General features: G+C 67.1%; 26 protein-coding genes. 15 read left to right on the top strand and 11 right to left on the bottom strand.

Annotated features, from left to right (window positions below; all coding sequences use genetic code 11):
- Nucleotides 1–9: 9 nt before the first annotated feature.
- The 4 genes from ACL58G_RS20980 to ACL58G_RS20965 are packed head-to-tail and all read right to left on the bottom strand — an operon-like array spanning nucleotide 10 to nucleotide 2844.
- Nucleotides 10–285 (bottom strand): BolA family protein, encoded by a 276-nt coding sequence (locus ACL58G_RS20980; RefSeq protein WP_036229424.1) that lies wholly within the window; start codon nucleotides 283–285, stop codon nucleotides 10–12.
- Nucleotides 282–935: a septation protein A gene (locus ACL58G_RS20975; protein WP_440963031.1), complete on the bottom strand. Its 654-nt coding sequence runs from the start codon at nucleotides 933–935 to the stop codon at nucleotides 282–284. Before ACL58G_RS20975 ends, ACL58G_RS20980 begins: the two co-directional genes overlap by 4 nt.
- A gap of 18 nt (nucleotides 936–953) precedes the next feature.
- Nucleotides 954–1349, bottom strand: a complete 396-nt coding sequence (gene msrB / locus ACL58G_RS20970) for a peptide-methionine (R)-S-oxide reductase MsrB (protein WP_413337825.1) — start codon at nucleotides 1347–1349, stop codon at nucleotides 954–956.
- Between the two features lie 22 nt (nucleotides 1350–1371).
- Nucleotides 1372–2844 carry a protein adenylyltransferase SelO gene (locus ACL58G_RS20965; RefSeq protein WP_440968078.1) on the bottom strand — a complete coding sequence of 491 codons (1473 nt, stop codon included), beginning with the start codon at nucleotides 2842–2844 and terminating at the stop codon, nucleotides 1372–1374.
- Between the two features lie 208 nt (nucleotides 2845–3052).
- On the opposite strand from ACL58G_RS20965, the gene ACL58G_RS20960 reads away from it, so the two are divergent.
- The 5 genes from ACL58G_RS20960 to ACL58G_RS20940 all read left to right on the top strand — a co-directional run bounded on the left by ACL58G_RS20960 (nucleotide 3053) and on the right by ACL58G_RS20940 (nucleotide 8995).
- On the top strand, nucleotides 3053–4705 hold the full coding sequence (locus ACL58G_RS20960; protein ID WP_440963030.1) for a 3-(methylthio)propionyl-CoA ligase: 1653 nt from the start codon (nucleotides 3053–3055) through the stop codon (nucleotides 4703–4705).
- A 63-nt stretch (nucleotides 4706–4768) separates the two neighbouring features.
- Nucleotides 4769–6856: a 3-hydroxyacyl-CoA dehydrogenase NAD-binding domain-containing protein gene (locus tag ACL58G_RS20955; RefSeq protein WP_440963029.1), complete on the top strand. Its 2088-nt coding sequence runs from the start codon at nucleotides 4769–4771 to the stop codon at nucleotides 6854–6856.
- Nucleotides 6857–6933: 77 nt separating this feature from the next.
- Nucleotides 6934–7116 (top strand): hypothetical protein, encoded by a 183-nt coding sequence (locus tag ACL58G_RS20950; protein ID WP_440963028.1) that lies wholly within the window; start codon nucleotides 6934–6936, stop codon nucleotides 7114–7116.
- Between the two features lie 45 nt (nucleotides 7117–7161).
- Nucleotides 7162–8373: an MFS transporter gene (locus tag ACL58G_RS20945; protein WP_440963027.1), complete on the top strand. Its 1212-nt coding sequence runs from the start codon at nucleotides 7162–7164 to the stop codon at nucleotides 8371–8373.
- A gap of 22 nt (nucleotides 8374–8395) precedes the next feature.
- Nucleotides 8396–8995, top strand: a complete 600-nt coding sequence (locus ACL58G_RS20940) for an XAC2610-related protein (RefSeq protein WP_440963026.1) — start codon at nucleotides 8396–8398, stop codon at nucleotides 8993–8995.
- A gap of 17 nt (nucleotides 8996–9012) precedes the next feature.
- Here the strand turns inward: ACL58G_RS20940 and ACL58G_RS20935 are convergent, their stop codons facing one another.
- From ACL58G_RS20935 to ACL58G_RS20925, 3 genes are all read right to left on the bottom strand, one after another.
- Nucleotides 9013–10062: a glycoside hydrolase family 5 protein gene (locus ACL58G_RS20935; RefSeq protein ID WP_440963025.1), complete on the bottom strand. Its 1050-nt coding sequence runs from the start codon at nucleotides 10060–10062 to the stop codon at nucleotides 9013–9015.
- Nucleotides 10063–10211: 149 nt separating this feature from the next.
- Nucleotides 10212–11912, bottom strand: a complete 1701-nt coding sequence (locus ACL58G_RS20930) for an MFS transporter (RefSeq protein WP_440963024.1) — start codon at nucleotides 11910–11912, stop codon at nucleotides 10212–10214.
- A 96-nt stretch (nucleotides 11913–12008) separates the two neighbouring features.
- Nucleotides 12009–13061 carry a tyrosine-type recombinase/integrase gene (locus ACL58G_RS20925; RefSeq protein WP_440963023.1) on the bottom strand — a complete coding sequence of 351 codons (1053 nt, stop codon included), beginning with the start codon at nucleotides 13059–13061 and terminating at the stop codon, nucleotides 12009–12011.
- Nucleotides 13062–13184: 123 nt separating this feature from the next.
- On the opposite strand from ACL58G_RS20925, the gene ACL58G_RS20920 reads away from it, so the two are divergent.
- The 3 genes from ACL58G_RS20920 (at nucleotide 13185) to ACL58G_RS20910 (ending at nucleotide 14826) form a co-directional block, all read left to right on the top strand.
- The gene (locus ACL58G_RS20920; RefSeq protein ID WP_413388569.1) at nucleotides 13185–13385 is read left to right on the top strand and encodes a DUF1737 domain-containing protein; all 201 of its coding nucleotides are present in this window, start codon (nucleotides 13185–13187) and stop codon (nucleotides 13383–13385) included.
- Nucleotides 13386–13580: 195 nt separating this feature from the next.
- The gene (locus ACL58G_RS20915) at nucleotides 13581–13883 is read left to right on the top strand and encodes a Dabb family protein (protein ID WP_440963022.1); all 303 of its coding nucleotides are present in this window, start codon (nucleotides 13581–13583) and stop codon (nucleotides 13881–13883) included.
- Nucleotides 13884–13914: 31 nt separating this feature from the next.
- Nucleotides 13915–14826 (top strand): SDR family oxidoreductase, encoded by a 912-nt coding sequence (locus ACL58G_RS20910; protein WP_413388571.1) that lies wholly within the window; start codon nucleotides 13915–13917, stop codon nucleotides 14824–14826.
- A 137-nt stretch (nucleotides 14827–14963) separates the two neighbouring features.
- On the opposite strand, the gene ACL58G_RS20905 is transcribed toward ACL58G_RS20910, so the two are convergent.
- The 3 genes from ACL58G_RS20905 to ygfZ are packed head-to-tail and all read right to left on the bottom strand — an operon-like array spanning nucleotide 14964 to nucleotide 17055.
- Complete coding sequence (locus tag ACL58G_RS20905; RefSeq protein ID WP_440963021.1) at nucleotides 14964–15722, bottom strand: NRDE family protein; 759 nt, start codon at nucleotides 15720–15722, stop codon at nucleotides 14964–14966.
- The gene (locus ACL58G_RS20900) at nucleotides 15713–15991 is read right to left on the bottom strand and encodes a DUF4936 family protein (RefSeq protein WP_440963020.1); all 279 of its coding nucleotides are present in this window, start codon (nucleotides 15989–15991) and stop codon (nucleotides 15713–15715) included. The genes ACL58G_RS20905 and ACL58G_RS20900 overlap by 10 nt, the downstream gene beginning before the upstream one ends.
- A 5-nt stretch (nucleotides 15992–15996) precedes the next feature.
- Nucleotides 15997–17055 carry a CAF17-like 4Fe-4S cluster assembly/insertion protein YgfZ gene (gene ygfZ / locus ACL58G_RS20895; protein WP_440963019.1) on the bottom strand — a complete coding sequence of 353 codons (1059 nt, stop codon included), beginning with the start codon at nucleotides 17053–17055 and terminating at the stop codon, nucleotides 15997–15999.
- A gap of 104 nt (nucleotides 17056–17159) precedes the next feature.
- Between ygfZ and mltG the strand changes: the two genes are divergently transcribed.
- The 7 genes from mltG to ACL58G_RS20860 all read left to right on the top strand — a co-directional run bounded on the left by mltG (nucleotide 17160) and on the right by ACL58G_RS20860 (nucleotide 22365).
- Nucleotides 17160–18161 (top strand): endolytic transglycosylase MltG, encoded by a 1002-nt coding sequence (mltG, locus tag ACL58G_RS20890; RefSeq protein WP_413388575.1) that lies wholly within the window; start codon nucleotides 17160–17162, stop codon nucleotides 18159–18161.
- A gap of 6 nt (nucleotides 18162–18167) precedes the next feature.
- Complete coding sequence (gene tmk, locus ACL58G_RS20885) at nucleotides 18168–18803, top strand: dTMP kinase (protein ID WP_413343313.1); 636 nt, start codon at nucleotides 18168–18170, stop codon at nucleotides 18801–18803.
- Between the two features lie 2 nt (nucleotides 18804–18805).
- Nucleotides 18806–19828 carry a DNA polymerase III subunit delta' gene (locus tag ACL58G_RS20880; protein WP_413343315.1) on the top strand — a complete coding sequence of 341 codons (1023 nt, stop codon included), beginning with the start codon at nucleotides 18806–18808 and terminating at the stop codon, nucleotides 19826–19828.
- Nucleotides 19829–19841: 13 nt separating this feature from the next.
- Nucleotides 19842–20243, top strand: a complete 402-nt coding sequence (locus ACL58G_RS20875) for a PilZ domain-containing protein (protein WP_413343317.1) — start codon at nucleotides 19842–19844, stop codon at nucleotides 20241–20243.
- A gap of 15 nt (nucleotides 20244–20258) precedes the next feature.
- On the top strand, nucleotides 20259–20777 hold the full coding sequence (locus ACL58G_RS20870) for a GNAT family N-acetyltransferase (protein WP_413388576.1): 519 nt from the start codon (nucleotides 20259–20261) through the stop codon (nucleotides 20775–20777).
- 152 nt (nucleotides 20778–20929) lie between these two features.
- Complete coding sequence (locus ACL58G_RS20865) at nucleotides 20930–21712, top strand: TatD family hydrolase (RefSeq protein ID WP_413388577.1); 783 nt, start codon at nucleotides 20930–20932, stop codon at nucleotides 21710–21712.
- 2 nt (nucleotides 21713–21714) lie between these two features.
- Entirely contained in the window at nucleotides 21715–22365 is a 651-nt protein-coding gene (locus tag ACL58G_RS20860) for an ankyrin repeat domain-containing protein (RefSeq protein WP_440963018.1), read from the top strand.
- A gap of 1 nt (nucleotide 22366) precedes the next feature.
- Here the strand turns inward: ACL58G_RS20860 and ACL58G_RS20855 are convergent, their stop codons facing one another.
- Nucleotides 22367–23680 carry a diguanylate cyclase domain-containing protein gene (locus ACL58G_RS20855; RefSeq protein WP_413388579.1) on the bottom strand — a complete coding sequence of 438 codons (1314 nt, stop codon included), beginning with the start codon at nucleotides 23678–23680 and terminating at the stop codon, nucleotides 22367–22369.
- Nucleotides 23681–23740 lie beyond the last annotated feature (60 nt).

Below are 23740 nucleotides of genomic sequence, written 5' to 3'. Positions count from 1 at the left end.
AACACGCCGTCACGACTGCTCCGAGGGCGCAACGGCGGTAATCGCCAGGGCATGTATGTCGGTGTGCATCATACCTTGCACGGCATCATATACCAGTCGATGTCGCATGACCAGTCTCAGTCCCTCGAAGCGTTCCGAAACGATTTTCACTCGGTAATGCCCCCCGCCGGAGGCCGCGCCGGGATGCCCTGCGTGCAGGTGCGAATCGTCGCCGACCTCCAGTACGGACGGGCTCAATGCGGCGTCGAGCGACTGCCGGATGCGTTCCACGCGGTCGTCCATCATGCGTCTCCCTTGCCCTGCGGCTGCTCGTGTTCTTCGATGTACTTCGACAGCATCAGCGTCTGGATGACGATGAACGCGAAGAAGATGCCCGTGATGCCGAACAGCTTGAAATTCACCCAAGCGCCCGTGTTGCCCTTGAAGACGATGAAGGCCATGACGAGGTTCAGCACGCCGATGGCGGCGAAGAAGCCCATCCATGCATAGCCGACCTTGGTCCACACGGCGTCCGGCAGGCGGATCTGCGCTTCCATCACCTTGCGCATCAGGTTGTTACGGAAGCCCACCTGCGCGACGAACAGCGCCAGCGCGAAGGCCCAGTACAGGATCGTCGGCTTCCACTTGATGAAGTCCGGATCGTGGAAATAGATGGTCGCGCCGCCCGTCACGACGATGACGCCGAGGGACAGCCACAGCATGCCGTCGACCTTGCGGCCGCGCGCCAGCAGGTACAGGATCTGCAGGATGGTCGCGATGATGCCGACCGCGGAGGCCAGGATGATCGGCGACTGGTCGGGCGTGACGCTGCCGCCGGCGATCAGGCCGCCCATGTATTGCTGGACGAGCGCGTGCGCCGCGTCCTGGTGGCCGTCCGCGACTTTATAGACGAAGAAGAAGAGGATGACCGGGAACAGGTCGAACAGGAATTTCATCGGTACGTCGCCCCTGGTTCAGATCGGCTCGAAGCGGAGCGCGGCCGAGTTGATGCAATAGCGCAGGCCGGTCGGCGGCGGGCCGTCCGGGAACACGTGGCCCAGGTGGGCGTCGCAGACGGCGCAGATGATTTCCGTGCGCACCATGCCATGGCTGCGGTCGACCTTCTCGATCACGTTGTCCGGATCGAGGGCCTTGAAATAGCTGGGCCAGCCGCAGCCGGAATCGAACTTCGCGTCCGACTCGAACAGCGGCGTGTCGCAGCACACGCAGTGATAGATGCCGTGCTCATGGTGGTCCCAGAACTTGCCCGTGAACGCGCGCTCGGTCGCCGCGTGGCGGGTGACCTGGTATTCCATCGGGTCCAGCTGGGCGCGCCATTCGGCGTCGGTCTTTGTCACTTTGTCGGTCATGATCCCTCGTTGTCAATCGTATTCAGGAAGAGCAGCTCACTTCGAGGTGAGATGCCCAGTCCGGCGGCAGTGCGGCATAGGCGTCGTTTTCGGGCTGGTCGTCGAACGGACGCTCGAGCACGCCGAGCAGCCTGCGCACTTCTTCAAAGTCGCCATTCTGCGCCTTTTCGATGGCCACCTGGGCCAGGTAGTTGCGCAGTATATATTTGGGGTTGACGGCGTGCATCGCAACCCGGCGCGCCGCATCGACACTCGTTTCCTGGCGCAGCCGCGCGCGGTAGGCGACGGCCCACGCGTCGAACGCGGGGCGGTCGAGGAACAGGTCGCGCAGCGGCGCATCCGTTTCGGGTTCTTCCAGCCGCAGGTCGCCCAGGCGGCGGAAGAACAGTGTGAAGTCGACGCGGTTCGCCTGCATGAGCTTGAACATATCGTCGGCCAGCGCGCGGTCGTTCTCTTGCGCCGATTTGAGCCCGAGCTTGGCGTGCAGCAGTTCATCGAACTTTTCGCCGTAGGCGTCGACATACACGTCCAGCGCCGCCTGCGCCGCTTCCTGGTCCTCGATCAGTGGCAGCAGCGCGTTCGCCAGCGCATAGCAGTTCCAGTGGCCGACGGGCACCTGGTTCGCGTACGAATAGCGGCCGCCCTGGTCCGTGTGGTTGCAGATGTGGTCGACGTCGAACGCTTCCATGAAGCCGAACGGGCCATAGTCCAGCGTCAGGCCCAGGATCGACATATTGTCCGTGTTCATCACACCGTGCATGAAGCCGACGGATTGCCAGTGCGCGATCATGCGTGCCGTGCGGCGCGTGACTTCCTCGAGCAGGGCGAGATAGGGATTGGGGGCGCCGGCCAGGTCCGGGTAGAACGTCTTGATGACGTAGTCCGCCAGGGTGCGCAGTTCTTCCGGCTTGTCGCGGTAGCGCCAGTGCTCGAAGGAGCCGAAGCGCACGAACGACGGCGCCATGCGGGTGACGACGGCGGCCGTCTCCATCGTTTCGCGGATCACGCTCTTGTTCGAACCCGTCACCATCAGCGCGCGCGTCGTCGGGATGCCGAGGGCGGCCATCGCCTCCGAACACAGGAATTCGCGGATCGACGAGCGCAGCACGGCGCGGCCGTCGCCCATGCGCGAGTACGGGGTCATGCCGGCGCCCTTCAGCTGGAGTTCCATGCGGCCCTCGGGGCCGTCGATGTCGCCCAGCAGGATCGCGCGGCCGTCGCCCAGCTGGCCGGCCCAGTGGCCGAACTGGTGGCCGGAATAGACGGCGGCCAGCGGCTGCGAGCGGGGCGGGACGTAGTTGCCCGTGAAGACGGCGACGGTATCCGCGCGCGCGAGGTCGGCGGCGTCGAGCCCGACAAGCCGCGCAGCCGGCGCGCTGGCCGCGACAAAGTAGGGCGCGGGCAGGGGCGTCGGCATCAGGCGCGTATAAAACGCGGGCGGCAGTTCGGCAAAGGAATTGTCGAATGGCAGATCGTCGGCGGTGCGGGTGCTGATAACGCTTCCTCGGGTGGATTGGTTCTTCGTGCGCGGATTTTACCGCACACGCGCGGATTCTATGGGCGCAAGACGTGCGCGGCCTATCCGGGTTACATTCCGTAACCGTTTGGTAATGTTAGGCTGGTGCGGTGCAACATCGAATTCCGTTGACGTTTTCCGTACGAGCGTTCGAAACTCGGCTTCCCACAAGCAACCCGAGAGACCGATGACACCTGTTCCGTTGATGGGCCGGATGATGGACCAGCCCCTATTGATTTCCAGCATCATCCGGTTCGCCGCACGGCATTACGGCGGCAGCGAGATCGTCTCGCGCCGGGTCGAGGGCGACATGCACCGCTACAGCGTGCGCGAGTGCGAAGCGCGGGCGCGGCGCGTGGCGAACGTCCTGCGGGCGCAGGGCATCGCGATGGGCGAGCGCGTCGGCACGCTGGCGTGGAACGGCTACCGGCACCTGGAACTGTACTACGGCGTGTCCGGCTCGGGCGCCGTGCTGCACACGATCAATCCGCGCCTGCATCCCGAGCAGATCGCGTACATCGTCAACCACGCCGGCGACCAGCTGCTGTTCTTCGACCTGACGTTCCTGCCGCTGGTGGCGGCGATCGCGCCGCTGTGCCCGTCCGTGAAGGCGTTCGTGCTGATGAGCGACCGGGCGCACATGCCCGCCGATGCGGGCATCACCAACCTGATGTGCTACGAAGACCTGCTCGCCGCGGTCTCGGACGATTATGACTGGCCCGAACTCGACGAGCGCGCGGCCGCGTCGCTGTGCTACACGTCCGGCACGACGGGCAATCCGAAGGGGGCGCTGTATTCGCACCGGTCGACGGTGCTGCACGCGTACGCGTCCGCGCTGCCCAACGCCCTGAACGTGGCCGGGCGCGACGTCGTGCTGCCCGTCGTGCCCATGTTCCACGTGAACGCATGGGGCCTGCCTTACTCCGTGCTGCTGTCCGGCGCCAAGCTGGTGCTGCCCGGCGCGGCGCTCGACGGCAAGGCGCTGTACGACCTGTTCGAGGCCGAGGGCGTCACGTTCTCGGCGGGCGTACCGACGGTCTGGCTCGGCCTGGTCAATTACGCGCTGCAGAACGGGCTCACGTTCTCGACGTTCCGCCGCACGGTCATCGGCGGCGCCGCGTGCCCACCCGCGCTGATGGACACGCTGATCGACCGCTTCGGCATCGAGGTCATCCACGCCTGGGGCATGACGGAGATGTCGCCGCTCGGCACGACCTGCGGCCTGCTGGCGCGGCACCGCGACCTGCCCGTCGCCGGGCAGCGCGCCGTGCTGCGCAAGCAGGGCCACGCCATCTTCGGCGTGGACATGAAGATCGTCGACGACGACGGCAACGAGCTGCCGTGGGACGGACTTGCGTTCGGCCACCTGCTCGTCAAGGGGCCGTGGATCATCTCGCGGTACTTCCGCGACGAGGGCGGCGAAGTGCTGCAGGACGGCTGGTTCCCGACCGGCGACGTGGCGACCATCGACGCGGACGGCTACATGCAGATCACGGACCGCAGCAAGGACGTCATCAAGTCCGGCGGCGAGTGGATCGGATCGATCGACCTCGAGAACATCGCGATGGCGCACCCGGGCGTTCTGCAGGCCGCGTGCATCGGCGTGCGGCATCCGAAATGGGACGAGCGGCCCGTGCTCGTCGTCGTGCGGCGGCCGGAAGCCGAGATGACGCGCGAGGAGCTGCTGCGGTTCTTCGACGGGAAGGTCGTGAAGTTCTGGATGCCGGACGACGTGCTGTTCGTGGACTCTCTGCCGACCGGGGCGACCGGCAAGATCCAGAAGAACCGCTTGCGCGAGCAGTACCGGGACTATCGCCTGCCCGGCACGGAGCAAAAATAACACGACCGTTCTTTTAGCGGTTATATTGTCGCCACCGACAATCACACCGACGCAAGGAGACCCATGAGCGCCGACTACCAGGTCATCGATGACGTCGCCGTCATCACGCTGAACAACCCGCCCGTCAATGGCCTCGGCCTGGCGACGCGTACCGCCGCCGTCGAAGGCCTGAATCGCGCCGCGCAGGATCCGGCCGTGAAGGCCATCGTCATCACGGGCGCGGGCAAGGCGTTTTCGGGCGGTGCCGACATCCGCGAATTCAACTCGCCGAAGGCGCTCACGGAACCCACGTTGCACACCCTGATCCGCACGGTCGAGAATTCGGCGAAGCCTGTCGTCGCCGCGCTCCACACCGTGTGCATGGGCGGCGGCCTGGAACTGGCGCTGGGCGCCAATTACCGCGTGGCGCTGCCGGGCGCGCAGATCGCGCTGCCGGAAGTGAAGCTGGGGCTGCTGCCGGGCGCCGGCGGCACGCAGCGCCTGCCGCGCGTGCTGGGCCTGGAGGCCGCGCTGAACATGATCGTGACGGGGACGCCGGTGCTGTCCGAAAAGCTGGCCGGCAGCTTGCTGTTCGACGAACTGCTGCCGGCCGGGTCCGACCTCGTTGCCGGCGCGATCGCGTTCGCGCGCCGCGTCGCCGGCGTGCGGCCGCTGCCGAAGGTGCGCGAGCGCCAGGTCGACCACCCCGATGCCGCGGGCTTCCTGGCCGCCGCGCGGGCGCGCGTCAAAGCCGAGGCGGGGCCGTTCCCGGCGCCGGTCGAATGCGTGGAGACCGTCGCGGCATCCGTCGAAAAGCCGTTCGAAGCGGGCCTGGCATTCGAGCGCGAGCGCTTCATCCACCTCACGCGGACGACGGAATCGAAGGCGTTGCGCCATGCGTTCTTCGCCGAGCGCGCCGCGAGCAAGGTGCCGGACGTCCCGGCCGACACGCCAGTCCGCGAGATCCGCAGCGCGGCCGTCGTCGGCGCCGGCACGATGGGCGGCGGCATCGCGATGAACTTCGCCAACGCCGGCATCCCCGTGACGATCCTCGAGACGAAGCAGGATGCGCTCGACAAGGGCCTCGCCACCATCCGCAAGAATTACGAGAACACGGTCAGGAAGGGCAAGCTGGCGGCGGACAAGGCCGCGCAGCGCGTGGGGCTCATCCGCGGCACGCTGGACTACGCCGACATCGCCCAGGCCGACATCGTCATCGAAGCCGTGTTCGAGGACATGGACGTGAAGGCGTCCGTGTTCCGCCAGCTCGACGCCACGATGAAGCCGGGCGCCATCCTCGCGTCGAACACGTCGACCCTGGACCTGAACCGCATCGCCGCGTCCACGGCACGCCCGCAGGACGTCATCGGGCTGCACTTCTTCAGCCCCGCCAACGTGATGAAGCTGCTGGAAATCGTGCGCGGCGCGGCGACCGGCAAGGACGTGCTGGCGACCGCGCTGGCGCTGGCGAAGAAGATCAGGAAGACGGGCGTCGTCGCCGGCGTGTGCGACGGCTTCATCGGCAACCGCATGGTGGAACAGTACATTCGCCAGGCCGGCTTCCTGCTGGACGAAGGCGCGCTGCCGCAGCAGGTCGACGCGGCCATCGAGACCTTCGGCTTCGCCATGGGCCCGTTCCGCATGGGCGACCTGGCCGGCAACGACGTCGGCTGGTACATCCGCAAGCGCCGCGCCGTCGAGTCGCCGGACGTGAAGTATTCGAAGACGGCCGACCTGCTGTGCGAACAGGGCCGCTTCGGCCAGAAGACGGGCGCCGGCTGGTACGACTACCAGGCGGGCGAGCGCACGCCGCGCCCGTCGCCGTGGGTCGACGACATGATCGTGCGGCATTCGCAGGACCTGGGCATCGAGCGCCGCGCCATCTCCGACGGGGAGATCGTCGAGCGCCTCGTCTACGCGCTGGTCAACGAGGGCGCGCGGATCCTGGACGAGGGCATCGCCCTCAGGGCGTCGGACATCGACATGGTGTATTTGTCCGGCTACGGCTTCCCGCTGTTCCGCGGCGGCCCGATGTTCTATGCGGACACCGTCGGCCTGCCGGCCGTGCTGGCGGCCGTCGAGAAGTACGCCCGCGGCTACCACGGCGAGGCGTGGACGCCGGCGCCGCTGCTCGTCCGCCTGGCGGCCGAGGGCAAGACCTTCAACGGCTGACCCGCCACGACGTCAACGCGGCGCCCGCGTACCACGGCGCCCGCACGCCCGTCAGCCGCATCAGCGAATGCCGGTGCATGTGCGGGCCGCTCGCGGCGGCGCGCATCGTGCCCCGGTTGCGTGCCCGCGGCGTGGTGGGGCCGCGCGCGGAAGGCCAGTTCGCGGCGCTCGCATTGTGGATGCAGGGCGGCGGCGTGCCGGCGGCAGTGCTCGCCGAGGAGCTCGCGCGGTTGTCCGCCGCCGCGGCCGCGCCAGGGTAATGTTCCTGATGCGGTCGGGGTGCGCGCCGTGCTAGGCTGTCCACCATGAAGAACGCCCTCCTGATCGCGACCGCCTGCCTGCTCGGACTGTTGTCCACGACCGGCGCGTCGCTGCCTTATCCCATCCTGCCGCCGTTGTTCGTGAACGGCGCGCCGGACAGCCTGACGCACTTCCTCGGCCTGCCGCCCAAGCTCCTGTTCGCGCTGGCGCTGATGGTCAACCCGATCGGCCTGCTGCTGGGCACCGCCGTGCTCGGGTCGCTGTCGGACCGCTATGGCCGCCGGCCGTTGCTGCTGGTGACGGCCGTCGGCGCCGCCATCGGCCACGTGCTGACGGCGTGGGCGCTGGCGCGCCGCTCGTATCCGCTGTTCCTCGTCGCCCGCTTCGGCACGGGCCTGCTGGAGGGTCACAGCGCGATCGTGCGCGCGATGCTCGCGGACCGGCTGCAAGGCCCGCTGCGCAACCACGCGCTGTCGTGGCTGAACGGTGCGCTGCACCTGGGCTGGCTGGTCGGGCCGCTGCTGGCCGGGTTCACGATCGCGTGGGGCCTCACGGTGCCGTTCTACATCGCCGCGGGCGCGTTGCTGCTGGGCGCGGCGCTCGTCGGCGCCGCTCTGGAACGCAAGCCGCGCGCGGCCGGGCCGTCGTGGTGGAGCGTGGCGCGCGAACGCCACGCGTTCAACCTGCTGCGCCACGACGGCCTGCGCGCGCTGTTCGGCGTGCAGCTCGCGTACACGTGCGGCGTGACGGCGTTCTACGAGTTCTATCCGCTGTGGCTCGTCGAGGTGGGCCATTACGACACGCGCGCGATCGCGCTCGTCAACGTCGGCATGTGCGGCCTGATGACGTGTTCCGCCCTGTTCGCCGGCCGCGCCAGCCGCACGGAGCCGATGCGCCGCGCCGCGTGGCTGGCCGCGTGCGTGGCGCTGGCCATCGGCTCGCTCGGCGTGGGCCATCTGTGGGTGGGTCTCATCGGCATCATGGCGTTCGGCCTGCCGCATGCGTTCTACAACGCGGTCGTGCAGGCGTGGGCCGCGGACCGCTTCGGCGGCGGCCACGGGCAGGGCGCCGTCATGGGGCTGCTGTCGACGACGTTCTGCCTCGCGAACATCCTGATGGCGGCGGCGGGCGCCGTGCTGACGCTCGTGGACACGCGGCTCGTGCTGCTGACGGGCGCGATCCTGACGGCGTGGGCGGCGAACCGGATGCGGGCGTGGGGGAGCGGCGCGATGGCCGGGCTGCCGCCGGCCGCGTGAACGATCCACGATGGAGGCATGGTTGAAGAAAGCGGTTCTTTTGCTGGTCTGTCTGGTTCCTGTCGCAGCGCTGGCGGCGGGTCGGGGTTGCGGCGCGCAGGTCGCGTTCCGCTGGGTGCCCAAGGATGCGGATGCGCCGTCCGCGGGCAGTGTGCGGGTCGTCGATGTGCGCTCGGCACGGACCGTGCAGGTGCTCGACGGCGTGACGAACCACTACGGCGACGACGGCGGGTTGTTCGCGCAGGACCTGAACAACGACGGCTGCCCGGACCTCGTCGTGACGAGCGACGTCGCACCGATCGGGAATACCAGCAGCACCGTGTACCTCTACGATCGCGTGCGCGGACGCTTCGTGTTCGACGAGGCGCTGTCCGCGATCGGCAACATCGGCGTCGACGGCCGCGATCCGAACTGCGTGACGGGCGACTGGAAAGGCGGGGCGGAAGACGTCGGCGGCGAGCGCTATTGCTGGCGCAAGGGACGGCTCGTCAAGACGAGCGAATACAGCGTGCGGCCGCTGTACGACCGGGAAACCGGCGCGTTCTCGTGTTACGAGCACATCGACACGACGTACGCGGGCGGCCGGAAACGCGTGCGCAGGTATTGCACCAAGCGCTTCTGAGGCCGCCCGCAGCGCGGCTAGCGCGTCTCCGGCACCAGCGCCTTCAGGATCGGCTGCACGAACTCGTTCTTCTTGAAGTCGTACAGCACGAAGTCGCTGGAGAACTGCCAGTAGCCCCACGCGAAGCCATATTTCTCGGCCGTGCGCGCGACGGTCGTCGTCCACAGCACGCGGTCGTCCATCGCGGCCTTGTCGTAGGCGCCGAATTCGCCGAGGAAGACGGGGCGGCCGCTCGCGTCGCTCCATGCTTTCACGGCCGCGAAATCCTTGTCGATCTGCGCGATCTCGGCCGGCTTGCCGAAGCGGATGCCCGTCGTCGAGCGGATCGGCTCATCGGCCCACGACGCGCCCTGGTGCGTGAACGGGAACGGGTCGTAGTAGTGGAACGTGGCGATCAGGTGTTTGTCGGCGGCCGGCAGCGCCAGGTCCTTCAGCGTGTCGCGGCTGTTCCAGCGCACGCCGCCGATGATGACGTTGCGCGTGGGGTTCGTCTTGCGCATGATGGCCAGCACCTGCGGGAAGCTGGCGTTCCACGTGGCCGCGTCGAACTGGCCGTGCGGCTCGTTGAGCAGTTCGAAGACGACCGTGTTCGGCTCGTTGCGGTAGCGCTCCGCCAGCTGGCTCCAGACGGCCTTCAGCTTCGGCATGCAGGCGGCGACATCCTTCGAGCAGTCGTCGAAATCGTGTTCGTCGACGATCACGTTGAGGCCGTGCTTCGTGGCCGTCGCGACGACCCAGTCGAGGCGGTTCAGCCATTTCGGATCGAGGCGGTTCCTCGCGTCGAGGGCGCGGAACGCGAACAGCACGACGCGCACGGTCGAGAACCCGGCCGCCTTGATCTGCGCGAAGTGCTCCTCCTTGTAATTGCCCCTGGCGCCGTCCTGCCAGAACGGATCGTAGCCAATGACGTTGACGCCGCGGCCCAGTTGCCGGACCTGGTCGTGCGCGGAAATTTCCTTGAACTGCGACGTGGCCGGCGGCGGGTTGGGGGCGGGATCGTCGGCGAACGCGGCGTGCGCGACGAGGGTGAGCGTGACGGCGGCGGCAAGGCGCGGCAGCTTGAGCATGAAGAGTCTCCATCGTTATCGTTGTGTTCGTCGATGGTAGCGCTATCGCGCCCCCTTGCCAAGCATGTGACAACGAGACATTTCCCAAAACCGGGGTCAGAGCCCGGTTTTGGGAAATTGCTCAAAAACGGGCTCTGACCCCGGTTGGGTCAATCGGCCGCGTAGATGTTGTTGTCTTTCGTCTCGCGCACGAACAAGGTGCCGATGACGACGGTCGCGACCGCGACCACGATCGGATACCACAGGCCGTAGTAGATGTTGCCGTTGGCCGCGACGAGGGCGAAGGCGGTGGTCGGCAGCAGGCCGCCGAACCAGCCGTTGCCGATATGGTAGGGTAGCGACATCGACGTGTAGCGGATGCGCGTCGGGAACATCTCGACGAGCATTGCGGCCACCGGGCCGTACACCATCGTCACGTACAGGACCAGCACGAACAGCAGCAGCACGATCATCGGCTTGTTGATCTGCGTGGGGTCGGCCTTCGCGGGATAGCCGGCGGCCTTGATGGCGGCGCCCAGGTCCTTCTTCAGCGCCGCTTCGCGTTCCTTGCTGGCCAGGTCGAAGTTCAGGCCGTCCGCAGTCATCGTCGCGTTGAACGACGGGTAGACCTTGGCACCGACCTTGACGCTGGCGATGGTGCCGGCCGGCGCATCCTGGCGCGTGTAGCTGACCGAAGCCGCCGTCAGCTGCGCGGTGGCGATGTCGCACGACGACGGGAATTTCTTCGTGCCCGTGGCGTTGAACTGGAAGTGGCAGGACGCCGGATCGGCCACGACGACGACGGGCGAGTTGTTCAGCGCCGCCTCCAGCGCCGGGTTGCCGTAGTGCGTGAGGCCCTTGAAGATCGGGAAGTACGTCAGCGCGGCGATCAGGCAGCCGGCCATGATGATCGTCTTGCGGCCGATGCGGTCGGACAGCGAGCCGAAAAAGATGAAGAACGGCGTCGCCAGCGCGAGCGCGATCGCGATCAGGATGTTGGCCGTCGCGTCGTCGATCTTCAGCGTCTTGGTGAGGAAGAACAGCGCGTAGAACTGGCCCGTGTACCAGACGACGGCCTGGCCCATCACGACGCCCAGCAGCGCGAGCAGCGCGATCTTGCCGTTCTTCCAGGTCAGGAAGGCTTCGCTCAGCGGCGCCTTCGACGTGCGGCCTTCGGCCTTCATGCGCGCGAACGCGGGCGACTCGCTCATCGACATGCGGATCCACACCGAGACGGCGAGCAGCAGCACGGAGACGAGGAACGGGATGCGCCAGCCCCACGCGTCGAACGCGGCGGTGTCCATGCCGGCACGCACGCCGGTGATCACGAGCAGCGACAGGAACAGGCCGAGCGTGGCCGTCGTCTGGATCCACGACGTGAAGAAGCCCCGGCGTCCGTCCGGCGCGTGTTCGGCGACGTACGTGGCGGCGCCGCCGTATTCGCCGCCCAGCGCGAGGCCTTGCAGGATCCGCAGCGTGACGAGGACGATGGGCGCCACGATGCCGATCGACGCATAGCCTGGCAGCAGGCCGACGATGAACGTGGAGCCGCCCATGATCATGATCGTGACGAGGAACGTGTACTTACGGCCGATCATGTCGCCGAGGCGGCCGAACACGAGCGCGCCGAACGGCCGCACGATGAAGCCGGCCGCGAAGGCGAGCAGCGCGAAGATGAACGAGGTGGTCGGATCGCCGATGAAGAACTGCTTGGCGATCACGGTCGCCAGCGAACCATACAGGTAAAAGTCGTACCATTCGAAGACGGTGCCGAGCGAGGAGGCGAAGATGACCTTGCGCTCTTCCTTCGTGAGCCCAACGCCGGACGGCATGGATTTGCCGCCCGCGGCCATGCCGGGGTTGATTGCCATTGTGGTCTCCAGTCGTGTTTATTGTGTGCGCCGCCCGATGGCGCGGGCAGCCTGCTGACTGTGCGCCGGGAAGCTTACGGCACGCTTGCTGGAAACTTACGCGGGGCTTACAGTTGGGCCGGCATGGTCGGGATCATCCGGCGCAGCGTCGCCCGGCGAGGCGTCGCCCGGCGCCTCATGCAGCCGCGCGTACTTGTACGCTTCCGTCGACCGCTCCAACGCGAGGCCCAGCGCCGTCGTCAGCTCGCTGCGCGACACGCCCTGTTCGAGCTGCTGGACGGCGAAGCTGTTGCGCAGGGTGCGCCCGCCCGCGCGGGACACGCCAATGCCGGCCCGCTCGAACGTCGCGCGCGTCTGCCGGTAGACGGTCGCCTTGTGCAGCGGCTCGCCTTTCAGGTTCGCGGGGAAGACCAGGTCTCCCGGAATCTCGAGCTCCGCCCGTTCCTTCAGCCATGCCGTCAGTTCGGCGACGCCGGCCCGCGGCAGGGTCGTCGTGTGCTCGTAGCTCGTGCGGTGCTTCGCTTCGGGGGTGATGTCGAGCGTGATGGCGCCGTCGATGTCGGGCTGGCGGCCCACTTCATCCAGCAGCAGGCCGATGGCTTCCGCCACGCGCAGGCCGGCGAGCGCCATCACGATCTGCATCGCGCGGTCGCGCCGGCGCTTCCAGCCGGCGTGGCCCGCCGTGTCTTCCGTACGGCCGGCGGGGAGGGCGGCCAGGAAGCGCTGCAGGTCGTCCGCGCTCAGCGCCGTCATCGGGGCGTCCTCGGCGAGGTGGGCGCGGTCCGTCGCGATGATGGCCTGGCGGGCCGGGTTCGGCGCGCGTTCCAGGTAGTCGAAGCAGCGCTCCAGCAGGCGCAGGTAGCGGTAGGCGATCTTGCTGTTGAGGTCGCGCCGGCCGTCCTTGGCCAGCTCGATGAAGCGGCGCAGGTCGGCCGCGTTCACGGTCGACATCCTGAGGCCGTGTTCGAGCATCCACGTGGCGAACTTGCCGAACATGAATCGGTAGATCGCGGCGGATTCCATCGACACAGGCAGCGGCACGTCGCGCTGGCGGCTGGACGTGAGGACGAACTCCGGCGTGACGACGAAGGCGGCGAAGGCCTCGACGGGACGCTTGTCCCAGTCGGCGAGGGAAGGTGAATGGCTCATGGCCTCATCATACTGCAACTAACCGACTTGCGACGCGGGCGCCGGCCACAGCGGCCAGCAAGACTGTAGTTTCGGCAATATACTCGACGATCCTTACAACAACGCACACGCCAGGGGAACACCATGTCCGACCATCCACCCGAAGGTCTTCCAGCCTATCGCATCCTCACCGGCCCGGACGACGCGTCGTTTTGCCGCCGCGTGAGCGCGGCCCTCGAGCAGGGCTATCTGCTGTACGGCTCGCCCGCCGCCACCTTCAACGGCGAATCCGTCATCGTGGCACAGGCGGTCATCTGGCCCGGCACGCGGACATCGCTTGCGTAAGTGCAGCGGCCACCCAGGCGACGAAGGCGGTCGTTCCAAAATTATGCAACTAACCGACATGTGGCCCACCACCAACCCAACCCCGCCACCAACGGGCGAGGGCGGGAGCGCCTTATCGCTCTTATAATAAGGGCGCGGCATCCATTGGAACGGGACGTCGCGACAGTCCAAAATCGAACGCTACAAAGGAAATCCATGCTCAAGCACATCGTCATGTGGAAACTGAAAGACCACGCCGAAGGCGCCGACCGCGCCGCCAACGCCATCGAAATGAAGCGCCGCCTGGACGAATGCGCCGCCATCGTCCCGGGCCAAATCAAGTTCGAAGTCGTCATCGCCCAGCCCGGCCTGGAAGCCACGTACGACGTCGTGCTGTATTCCGAGTTCGAGGACAAGGCCGCGCTCGACGCCTACATCAAGCATCCGGTGCACCAGGCGGTCGTGCCGTTCATCGGCGCGATCCGCGAGGGGCGCCAGTGCATGGACTATGAAGTCTGACGTGTGAAGTAACAACGACGGGGAGGGCCCCATGGAGGACTTTGCGGGACGGGTGGCCGTCATCACGGGCGCCGGCAGCGGACTCGGACGCGAGTTCGCCAACGAGGCGGCCCGGCTGGGCATGAAGCTGGTCCTGGCCGACGTCGATGCGCATGCACTGGAACAGGCGACCGACGCGCTGCAGGCCGGCGGCGCCGACGTGCTGGCGATGGTGTGCGACGTGCGCAAGGCCGCGCACGTCGAAGAGCTGGCGGATGCGGCGATGATCCGCTACGGCGGCGTGCACCTGTTGTTCAACAATGCCGGCGTCGGCACGGCGGGCCTGATCTGGGAACACACGGAAGCCGACTGGGAATGGGTGCTGGGCGTGAACCTGTGGGGCGTGATCCACGGCGTGCGCGTGTTCACGCCGCTGATGCTCGACGCCGCGCGCCGCGACCCCGGCTACGAAGGCCATATCGTGAACACGGCGTCGATGGCGGGCCTGCTGGTGCCACCCGTGATGGGCCCGTACAACGTGTCGAAGCACGCCGTCGTCGCGCTGTCGGAGACGTTGTACCACGACCTGCGCCTCGTCGATGCGGCAATCAATGCGTCGGTGCTGTGCCCGTATTTCGTGCCGACGGCGATCGCGCACTCGGTGCGGCACCGTCCCGGCGAACTCCGTCACGACGGTCCACCGACGCCCAGCCAGCAGGCGGGCCAGGCGCTGCTGGAACAGGCCGTCGCGTCGGGCAAGATGACCGCGGCGGACGTGGCCCGCATCACGTTCGACGGGATCCGCCGGGGCGATTTCTATATCTTCACGCATCCGCAGGCGCTGCAGGGCGTGGCCCAGCGCATGGACGCCATCGTGCACGGCCAGCCGCCGGCCGATGCCTACGCGGCGACGCCGCAGTTCACGGCCATGCTGAAGGCCGCGGTTCAGGGCGAGGGAAAGTAGGGCGGCACGTTCGCCGCGATGTACGCGAATTCCGCCTTGATTGCCTTGCGCATGCTCTGCTCCTTTTCATTACTGTAGAGCAACAATGTTGGCAGTGCGCTGCGGAAATTCCAGCCCCCATCCGAGGAGCAATCCAGTCAGGTGGCAGCCTGGTCGCAAGGTTTCAGGATGCGTTCGTGCAGCTCCGGTTCGGCACCGTCGTACATCTTGACGACGGTCGACGTGCGGGTGCCGTAACCGGGAATCTCGATGCAGACGGCGGACAGCTGCCGTTCCAGGTCGAGCGGCACGCCCGTGTGCGGGAGGCGCATGTCAGGCGCGCGCGTCGTGTCGGCGAGCATCTCGAAATACGCTTCTTCCGGCGCGCCCTGCAGCAGCAGGCTGGCGAAGGTCGCCTTGGTGCGCACGACCTTGGGCCACGGCGCATCCAGCAGGCCGTTCGACACACCGTAGATGCCCGGCTCCAGCGGCCTGCCGTTGCGCGGGTCGTCGCCCGCGTGGTTCGAGAACCAGACCATGCCGTCGCGGTCGCCCAGGATCAGGTTGAAGCCGTTGTAGGCGTCCGCATCCGCCGCGATGCGGGCGAGGTAGGCCGGCGCATCCTCGTCGCCCTTGAGGAAATCGGCGACGAGGGCGCCGCGCGTGGGTGCATCCGTGCGCCAGTCGCTGGGAGAACGGACGTTCGTGAGGGCGGCGAATTTCGGGCCGCGCGGGCCGTCCTTCGTCACGCCCATCCAGCTGCCGCCGCCGCGCAGGTCGCGGCCCGCGATGATGTTCGGGGCGTCCGGCCACGGACCGGCCGGAGTGGCGGGACGATCATAGTATTCGTCGCGGTTGGCGCAGGCGACCAGGGGCAGGCCGGGGATCACGCGCCAGGCAAAGACGATCAGGCACATGTTGGAAGATCCGTAAAAACTTCGGCGCGGCGGGGACCTTCGATGAGGCCTTCGAATCCGGCGCTGCGGGCCGCGGCGTCGAGCCGCGCGGGAAAGGCGTCGTCCACGCCGGGGTAGACTTCCATCCAGGTCTGCAGGCCGTCGCGCACCTCGGGCCGGCGTTTCAGCTGCGCCGGCATGCCGACGCCAGCCTGCAGCGCACGCACGCGCGGCGCGAGCGCGGCGGCGTCGACGTCGCGCACCTTGTAATAGACGTACAGGTCGATCATGTGCGTCAAACGTCGAGTCCGTCGAGCGCGTACGGCAGCGGCAGGAAATCCAGCTTCGTGCCGCCGGCGGAGCCGTGGCGCACCTCGCCGTCCAGCGCCGCGAGCTTGATCTCGACGAGGACATCGGCCCCGCCGGCGCCGTTCGGCGCCGCGTTGACGATCATGCCGGATGGCTGGTCCGGGTCGGCGACGGAATACACTTCGTCGCCCGGACGCGCGGCCGCATTGGCGAGCGTGGCCAGCGCCATGCGGCGTTTCAGCTTGCCGAGATACTGGCTGCGGGCGACGATTTCCTGGCCCGGATAGCAGCCCTTCTTGAAATTGACGCCGCCGAGCAGTTCGTAGTTGACCATCTGCGGCACGAACTGTTCCTGCGTGCCGGCGCCGATCTGCGGCACGCCGGCGTGGATGGCCGCCAGTTGCCAGGCCGCGTTGCCGCCCAGCGCGAGCGTGTCCTTCCATGCGGCCAGCGCGGCGATCGCGCTGTCAGGCGTCGTCAGCCACAGGTAGCGCGGCTGGCCGAATGCGTCCGCCAGGCGGATCACGGTGCCGGCCTCGCCGTCCACTTTCGCGTACGGTGCCTCGGGCAGGGTGCCGGCACGGGCACGGAGCGCGTCGGCCGCGGCCGCGCCGCCCAGGCCGAGGACGGCGGCATGCCGCGGTTCGTCGCTGGCGTCGCGCAGCTTCGCTTTCGCGCGCAGCACGAACATCGCCAGGCGCTTCTGCAGCGGCGCCTGGATGGCGCGAGGCAGCTGCAAATAAATGTTCTCGGCATCGCGCCACATCAGGAACGTCGCCTGGAGGCGTCCCTTCGGCGTGCAATAGCCGGCGAGGCGCGCTTCGGATGGGCCGAGGTGCTCGACGTCGTTGGTCAGCTGGTTGTGGAGGAAGCTGGCGGCGTCTTCGCCGGCAATCCCAATCAGCCCGAGGTCGGTGACGGGGGCGACGAAGCCCTGTTCGAGGTCGGCGGTGGCGAGTGCGCGGCCGAAGTCCTCGACCTGCGTCGGGCTATCGGGGTGAAAGCGGGCGCCCAGGGTGGCGAGGTGTTCGATCCAATGATTCATGACACGATTTATTTCCGGTTTGGCTGTATCGGCTTTATGATTACGGCCTCATTATAAGTTCGCCTTCAAAATTGCGCCGACGACGGCGAAAAACCAGATCCAGCATGGCATTCATAAAAAAACTCATCGTCACAGGCGTCATCGTGGCCGTCGGTGCCGGCGCCGGCTTTCAGTGGTGGAGCAGGCAGCCAATCACGCCGGGCAACGCGGCCGTCATCCCGTTCGCCATCGCGCAGGGCAGCCACGTGGCTGGCGCCGCGCAGCAGATGGCGACGGCCGGCGTGCCCGTCAACCCGTTCCTGTTCGGCGTGCTGGCGCGGATCACGGGCAAGGCGGGCAAGATCAAGGCCGGCAGCTACGAGCTGAAGCCGGATACGTCGCCGCGCCGTCTCCTCACCCAGCTCGTGCGCGGTGAGTTCGCGCAGGAATCGCTGACGATCATCGAAGGCTGGACGTTCCGCCAGATGCGGCAAGCCATCGACGCGGCCCCGAACCTGAAGCACGAGACGGCGAAACTGTCCGACCAGGAATTGCTGGCGAAGATCGCCCCGGACTACAAGGCGCCGGAGGGCCTGTTCTTCCCCGATACGTATCTGTTCGCGAAGAACGCGAGCGACCTGTCGATCTACAAGCAGGCGCACGAGATGATGATGAAGCGCCTGAAGGCCGCGTGGGAGAAACGCGACCCGGGCCTGCCGTACACGGAGCCGTACCAGGCGCTGATCATGGCGTCGCTGGTGGAAAAGGAAACGGGCCAGAAGAGCGAGCGCGCGATGATCGCGGGCGTCTTCGTCAACCGCCTGAAAGCGGGTATGCTGCTGCAGACCGACCCCACCGTCATCTACGGCATGGGCGAGAAATACGACGGCAAGATCCGCAAAAAGGACCTCGAGACGGACACTCCGTACAATACCTATACGCGCCCCGGCCTGCCGCCGACGCCGATCGCGCTGCCGGGCGTGCAATCGCTGGCCGCCGCGACGGCGCCCGCGAAGACCGAAGCCCTGTATTTCGTGTCGCGCGGCGATGGCACGAGCCACTTCTCGGTCAACCTGAATGAGCACAACAAGGCCGTGAACCAGTACCAGCGCAACCAGTCGCAGTAATTACGAATGAATGCCATGAATCAAACCGATGCCACCCGCGGGCGTTTCATCACCTTCGAAGGCATCGACGGCGCCGGCAAGTCGACGCACATCGGCTACGTCACCTCGCTGCTGAAAGGCGCGGGCAAGCGGGTCGTCTCGACGCGCGAGCCGGGCGGCACGCCGCTCGGCGAAAAGCTGCGCGACCTCGTGCTGCACGAAAAAATGCACCTCGAGACGGAAGCGCTCATCATGTTCGCCAGCCGGCGCGAGCACGTCGCGCAAGTCGTCGAACCGGCGATCGCGCGCGGCGACTGGGTGCTGTCCGACCGCTTCACGGATGCCAGCTTCGCCTACCAGGGCGGCGGGCGCGGTCTCGATCGCGCCAGGCTGGAGGCGCTGGAGCAGTGGGTGCATCCGCACCTGCAGCCCGACCTGACCCTGCTGTTCGACGTCCCGCTGGACGTCGCCAAGGCCCGCCTGTCCGCCTCGCGCACGCTCGACAAGTTCGAGATGGAGCAGGCCGATTTCTTCGCGCGTGTGCGCGCCGAATACCTGCGCCGCGCGGCGGAATCCGGCGGCCGCATCGTCGTCATCGATTCGACGAAGACGATAGCCGAAGTGCGCGGCGCGCTGCAGGCCGCGCTGGAGACCTGGCTGTGAGCATGTACCCCTGGCAAGAAGACGCGTGGACCCGGCTGCAGGCGATGCGCGTGCGGCTGCCGCATGCGATCCTGTTTTACGGCCCGGCCGGAATCGGCAAGGCCGATTTCATCGAAGCGTTCGCCCAGGCGCTGCTGTGCGAAAACGGGAGGCCGGACGGGCACGCATGCGGGGCGTGCGCGTCGTGCGGCTGGTTTGTCCAGGGCAATCACCCCGACTACCGCCGCGTGCGGCCCGAAGCGATGGAAGACGAAGCGCCCTCCGCGGAGGGCGACGAGGCGCCGGCCGAAGAGAAAAAGGCCAAGTCGAAGACGGCGTCGAAAGAAATCAAGATCGAGCAGGTGCGTGCGCTGGCCGATTTCATGAACATCTCGACGCACCGCCAGGGCCTGCGCGTCGTCGTGCTGTACCCGGCCGAGGCGCTGAACATGCCCGCGTCGAATGCGCTGCTGAAGACGCTCGAGGAACCGCCGCCGGGCACCGTGTTCCTGCTGGCATCGAACGGGCTGGACCGGCTGCTGCCGACGATCCTGTCGCGCTGCCGCAAATTCGCCTTGCCGATGCCGGATCATGCCCAGGCGCTGGCGTGGCTCGCAGCGCAGGGCGTCACCGATGCGGACGGCTGGCTGCGCGAGCAGGGCGGCGCGCCGCTCGCGGCGCTGGCACAGGCGGAGACGGGCAGCCGCGAAGAGCTCGACGGCCTGCTGCAAGTGCTCGCGCAACCGAGCGTCGATGCCGCGTTGCGCAGCGCCGACAAATTGAGCAAGGCGCCGCTCGCATCCCTCGTCGCGTGGCAGCAGCGGTGGCTGTATGACGTGTTCTCGTACAAGCTGTCCGGAGTGATCCGGTATTATCCGAGATATCAGCGGGAACTCGCGGCGCTGGCCGGACGGGTGCCCGTGGCTCAGTTGATGCAGGCAATCAAGTCCACGAACGAGCGCCGCGCCGTGGCCGATCACCCCTTGTCGCCGAAGCTGTTTGTCGAAGACATGTTGCTCGATTACACCGCCCGCTGCGGTGTGTGATGAAAGGAAGATGATGAGCGTATCGCCGAACGGTCCGATCAGTGGCCTGCCCGCCGATCCGAACGCGCCCCAGCCGGCGCGGCCGTCCGTACTGTCGCTCGCCATCAAGGAAAAGGCAGCCCTGTACGCGGCCTATATGCCGTTCCTGAAGAATGGCGGCATGTTCGTGCCGACCAACAAGCCATACAAGATCGGCGACGAGATCTACCTGATCCTGTCGCTGATGGACGACCCGAACAAATACCCGATCGCCGGCAAGGTCGCGTGGATCACGCCGGCCGGCGCGAACAACAACAAGGCGCAAGGCATCGGCGTGCACTTCCCGGCCGACGAAACCGGACAGCGCGCCCGCCTGCGCATCGAAGAAATCCTCGGCGCCGCGCTGCGTTCGGCGCGCGCCACCCATACCCTGTAACTTCCTGGTTTCACCATGCCGTCCTACGTACACCGCCTCGCTCGTCGAGAAGATCTTCCCGTCATCGTCGACATCTACAATTCCACCATCGCCTCGCGCGACGTCACGGCCGACACCGAACCCGTCACCGTGCAGTCGCGCGAAGGCTGGTTCAACGACCACACGCCGGAACGCCGTCCGCTGTGGGTGATCCACGACGCGGCCGATACGTCGGACGACCCCGCCGTGATCGGCTGGTGCTCTTACTCGAATTTCTATGGCCGTCCGGCATATTCCGGCACGGCCGAGCTGTCGATCTATATCGCGGAGGCATGGCGCGGCAAGGGTGTCGGGCGTTACTGCCTGGAACAGGCGATGGCGTTCGCGCCGAACGTGAACGTGCATACCTTGCTGGGCTTCATCTTTGGCCACAATGTGCCGAGCCTGGCCCTGTTCCGCAAGTACGGGTTCGATACGTGGGCGCATTTTCCGCGGGTGGCGAATCTGGATGGGATCGAGCGGGACCTGATCATCCTCGGTAAGCGGGTGGCCTGAGACCGCAAAACCGTCGCCCCTGGACTAGGCGTCCCCCTCGGCAGGGGCCCAAATTTTGCGTCACGTAGACGCGACGGAATTGGGTTCCCGCCTGCGCGGGAACGACGGCGCGAACGCAGGCGGTGCTTTTGCACCTCGCGTACAATATCGGGATGTATATCGATTCCCACTGCCACATCAATTTCCCGGAACTGGCCGCCCGGATGCCGGACATCCTGGCCAAAATGGCCGAGAACAAGGTCTCGCACGCGCTGTGCGTCTCCGTCGACCTGCCGGAGTTTCCCAGCGTGCTCGCGCTGGCCGAGCAATATCCGCACATTTATGCTTCCGTCGGCGTGCACCCCGATTACGAGGACACGCCCGAGCCCACCGTCGCCCAGCTCGTCGAACTGGCCGATCACCCGAAGGTCATCGCGATCGGTGAAACCGGTCTCGATTATTACCGGCTGGAAGGCGACCTCGAATGGCAGCGCGAGCGTTTCCGCACGCACATCCGCGCGTCGCGCGAGACCGGCAAGCCGCTGATCATCCACACGCGCTCGGCCAGTGAAGACACGATCCGCATCATGCGCGAAGAAGGTGCGGGCACGGACCAGGGCGGCGTCGCGGGCGTGATGCACTGCTTCACGGAGTCGCTCGACGTGGCCCTCGCCGCCATCGAGATGGGTTTTTATATCTCGTTCTCCGGCATCGTGACGTTCAAGAGTGCGAAGGACCTGCAGGCGGTGGCGCGGGCGCTGCCGCTGGACCGCATCCTCATCGAGACGGATTCGCCTTACCTCGCCCCCGTGCCGTTCCGCGGCAAGATGAACGAGCCGGGCTATGTGGCGCACGTGGCGGAATATCTCGCCACGTTGAAGGACGTGCCGCTGCGCGAGATCGCCGACCGCACCACCGAAAATTTCTTCAACCTGTTCAAGACCGCGAGGACCTGACCGTGACCCTTCTTCGATCGATCGTGCTCGCCGCCGCGCTGGCGGCACCCGCCATGGCGATGGCCGACCAGACGAGCGACTTCTTCCGTGCCGTGCAGATGGACGATGCGCGCACGGTGCGTGCGCTGCTGGGCAAGGTCGACCCGAACCAGGCCAATCCCGTCGGCGGCGAACCGCCTCTCGTGCTGGCCGTGCGCGAAGGCGCGATGCAGGTGTTCGACGCGCTGCTGCGCCACCCGGGTACGAACGTCGATGCGCCTGCGCTGAACGGCAACACGGCGCTGATGATGGCCGCGTACAAGCACAACAAGCCGGCCGCCGAGGCGCTGATCGCAAAAGGCGCCGCGGTCAACCGCCCGGGCTGGACGCCGCTGCACTACGCGGCCGCGAGCGGCGATAACGACATCGCGCGCCTGCTGCTCGCGCACGGCGCCCGCATCGATGCGCAGTCGCCGCCGGCGAGCGGCAAGTTCACGCCGCTGATGATGGCGGCGCGCGAAGGCCACGAGGACACGGCCGTGTTCCTGCGCGGCCAGGGCGCCGATGCGACACTGAAGAATGGCGAAGGTCTCACGGCGGCCGAGATCGCGCGCCGTGCGGATCACGCCACCATCGCGGCGAAGCTCGACGCGCAGGTCAAGCCTGCCCGCTGAGCTAGCTTTCTCCGCACTTGTGGGCGCGCTTGCGCGTGTACATGTGCGCGTCCGCATGCATGAGCAAGGTCTCGACCTGGTCCGCGTGATCGGGGAACAGGCCGATGCCGATGCTGACGCCGATGTGCAGCGGCGCGCATTGCGTCGGCACGGGCCGCACGAGCGCGGCGCGGATCTTGTCGGCGCAGTGTTCCGCGTCCTCGGGCGCCTGCAGGTCTTCCAGCAGCAGCACGAATTCGTCGCCGCCCAGGCGCGCCACCGTGTCCGATTCGCGCGCGCATTCCACCAGCCGCGCCGCGACTTCCCGCAGCAGCGCGTCGCCGGCCGCATGACCATAGCGGTCGTTGACCTCCTTGAAATCGTTCACGTCCACGTAAAGCAGGCCGAGCCGCGATTGGCAGCGCCGCGCCCGCGCGATGGCCGTGCGGATGCGGTCGAAGAACAGCCGGCGGTTCGGCAAGCCCGTCAGTTCGTCGAGGCAGGCCGACCGCATCAGGTCGTCATGCAGGCGCTTGCGTTCCAGCGCCAGGCCGACCTGGGCCGCGACGAAGCGCAGCAGGCCGCGGTCGGCGGGGGAGTATCCGGTGCCGGTGCGGTCGCGCAGCAGCAGCGCGCCGATCGTGCCGGCCGGGCCGCCCAGTTCGATCATGAGCCACGTGTTCAGGCCGCCTGCGCCGACGTGGCGGACGGCGTCCGGCGCGATGCTGTCCGGCGTCGTCGCGGCCGCGCGCCAGCGTGCCAGGCACGCGCGCGACGGCAGGCGCATCTTCGGATCATGGTCGCACTGGTAGACGACCTTGAAACCATGCTGCGGGGTCGGGTCGCTGACGACCACCATCCCGGGCGCACCCACCAGGTGGTCGAGGATGGCGTGGATCTCGCCGCAGAGTCCGGCCAGGTCGCCCGCGTGGTAGGCCGCTTCGGAAATCGCGTACGTCGCCGCCTGGCGTCGCTCGGCGCGTTTGCGGGCGGTGATGTCGCGCCCGACGCCCAGGCGCAGGCCGTGGTCCGCGATGAAGCGCGCCGACCACATCACGTCGACGCGGCGTCCATCCTTGTGCAGGTAGCGGTTCTCGAAGCCGACGCGTTCCTGTCCCGCCTGCACGCGCGCGCTTTCCATGCACGTGATGGCGCGGTCCTCGGGGACGACGAAATCGAGCATGTATTGACCGATCAACTCGGTGGGACGGTAGCCGAGCATGCGTTCGCACCCGGCGCTGACGTCCACGATGATGCCACGCCGGTCCACCAGGAAAACTACGTCCAGCAACAAATCGGCGATATTCGCCGACAGCGAACGGATCGAATGGACCATGGCGGGCTACTAACGGAAACAGCGGTGGGAAAATACTAACATTCCCACATGGAAAAAGGT

It is taken from the genome of Massilia sp. GER05 (assembly GCF_052056005.1).
Lineage (GTDB): Bacteria > Pseudomonadota > Gammaproteobacteria > Burkholderiales > Burkholderiaceae_D > Telluria > Telluria orientalis.
Note: the sequence above shows the minus strand (reverse complement) of the source record. Positions and strands in the feature narration are given on the sequence as shown.

What these genes read in the sequence shown, in the direction of transcription:
- ACL58G_RS20975 (WP_440963031.1), bottom strand. Translation starts at nt 935, where the DNA reads ATGAAATTCCTGTTCGACCTGTTCCCGGTCATCCTCTTCTTCTTCGTC.
- ACL58G_RS20855 (WP_413388579.1), bottom strand. Translation starts at nt 23,680, where the DNA reads ATGGTCCATTCGATCCGTTCGCTGTCGGCGAATATCGCCGATTTGTTG.
- ACL58G_RS20980 (WP_036229424.1), bottom strand. Translation starts at nt 285, where the DNA reads ATGATGGACGACCGCGTGGAACGCATCCGGCAGTCGCTCGACGCCGCA.
- mltG (WP_413388575.1), top strand. Translation starts at nt 17,160, where the DNA reads ATGGCATTCATAAAAAAACTCATCGTCACAGGCGTCATCGTGGCCGTC.
- ACL58G_RS20925 (WP_440963023.1), bottom strand. Translation starts at nt 13,061, where the DNA reads ATGAGCCATTCACCTTCCCTCGCCGACTGGGACAAGCGTCCCGTCGAG.
- ACL58G_RS20955 (WP_440963029.1), top strand. Translation starts at nt 4,769, where the DNA reads ATGAGCGCCGACTACCAGGTCATCGATGACGTCGCCGTCATCACGCTG.
- ACL58G_RS20870 (WP_413388576.1), top strand. Translation starts at nt 20,259, where the DNA reads ATGCCGTCCTACGTACACCGCCTCGCTCGTCGAGAAGATCTTCCCGTC.
- ACL58G_RS20865 (WP_413388577.1), top strand. Translation starts at nt 20,930, where the DNA reads ATGTATATCGATTCCCACTGCCACATCAATTTCCCGGAACTGGCCGCC.
- ACL58G_RS20960 (WP_440963030.1), top strand. Translation starts at nt 3,053, where the DNA reads ATGACACCTGTTCCGTTGATGGGCCGGATGATGGACCAGCCCCTATTG.
- ygfZ (WP_440963019.1), bottom strand. Translation starts at nt 17,055, where the DNA reads ATGAATCATTGGATCGAACACCTCGCCACCCTGGGCGCCCGCTTTCAC.
- ACL58G_RS20880 (WP_413343315.1), top strand. Translation starts at nt 18,806, where the DNA reads ATGTACCCCTGGCAAGAAGACGCGTGGACCCGGCTGCAGGCGATGCGC.
- ACL58G_RS20900 (WP_440963020.1), bottom strand. Translation starts at nt 15,991, where the DNA reads ATGATCGACCTGTACGTCTATTACAAGGTGCGCGACGTCGACGCCGCC.
- ACL58G_RS20950 (WP_440963028.1), top strand. Translation starts at nt 6,934, where the DNA reads ATGTGCGGGCCGCTCGCGGCGGCGCGCATCGTGCCCCGGTTGCGTGCC.
- ACL58G_RS20910 (WP_413388571.1), top strand. Translation starts at nt 13,915, where the DNA reads ATGGAGGACTTTGCGGGACGGGTGGCCGTCATCACGGGCGCCGGCAGC.
- ACL58G_RS20935 (WP_440963025.1), bottom strand. Translation starts at nt 10,062, where the DNA reads ATGCTCAAGCTGCCGCGCCTTGCCGCCGCCGTCACGCTCACCCTCGTC.
- ACL58G_RS20875 (WP_413343317.1), top strand. Translation starts at nt 19,842, where the DNA reads ATGAGCGTATCGCCGAACGGTCCGATCAGTGGCCTGCCCGCCGATCCG.
- ACL58G_RS20920 (WP_413388569.1), top strand. Translation starts at nt 13,185, where the DNA reads ATGTCCGACCATCCACCCGAAGGTCTTCCAGCCTATCGCATCCTCACC.
- msrB (WP_413337825.1), bottom strand. Translation starts at nt 1,349, where the DNA reads ATGACCGACAAAGTGACAAAGACCGACGCCGAATGGCGCGCCCAGCTG.
- ACL58G_RS20915 (WP_440963022.1), top strand. Translation starts at nt 13,581, where the DNA reads ATGCTCAAGCACATCGTCATGTGGAAACTGAAAGACCACGCCGAAGGC.
- ACL58G_RS20945 (WP_440963027.1), top strand. Translation starts at nt 7,162, where the DNA reads ATGAAGAACGCCCTCCTGATCGCGACCGCCTGCCTGCTCGGACTGTTG.
- ACL58G_RS20905 (WP_440963021.1), bottom strand. Translation starts at nt 15,722, where the DNA reads ATGTGCCTGATCGTCTTTGCCTGGCGCGTGATCCCCGGCCTGCCCCTG.
- tmk (WP_413343313.1), top strand. Translation starts at nt 18,168, where the DNA reads ATGAATGCCATGAATCAAACCGATGCCACCCGCGGGCGTTTCATCACC.
- ACL58G_RS20930 (WP_440963024.1), bottom strand. Translation starts at nt 11,912, where the DNA reads ATGGCAATCAACCCCGGCATGGCCGCGGGCGGCAAATCCATGCCGTCC.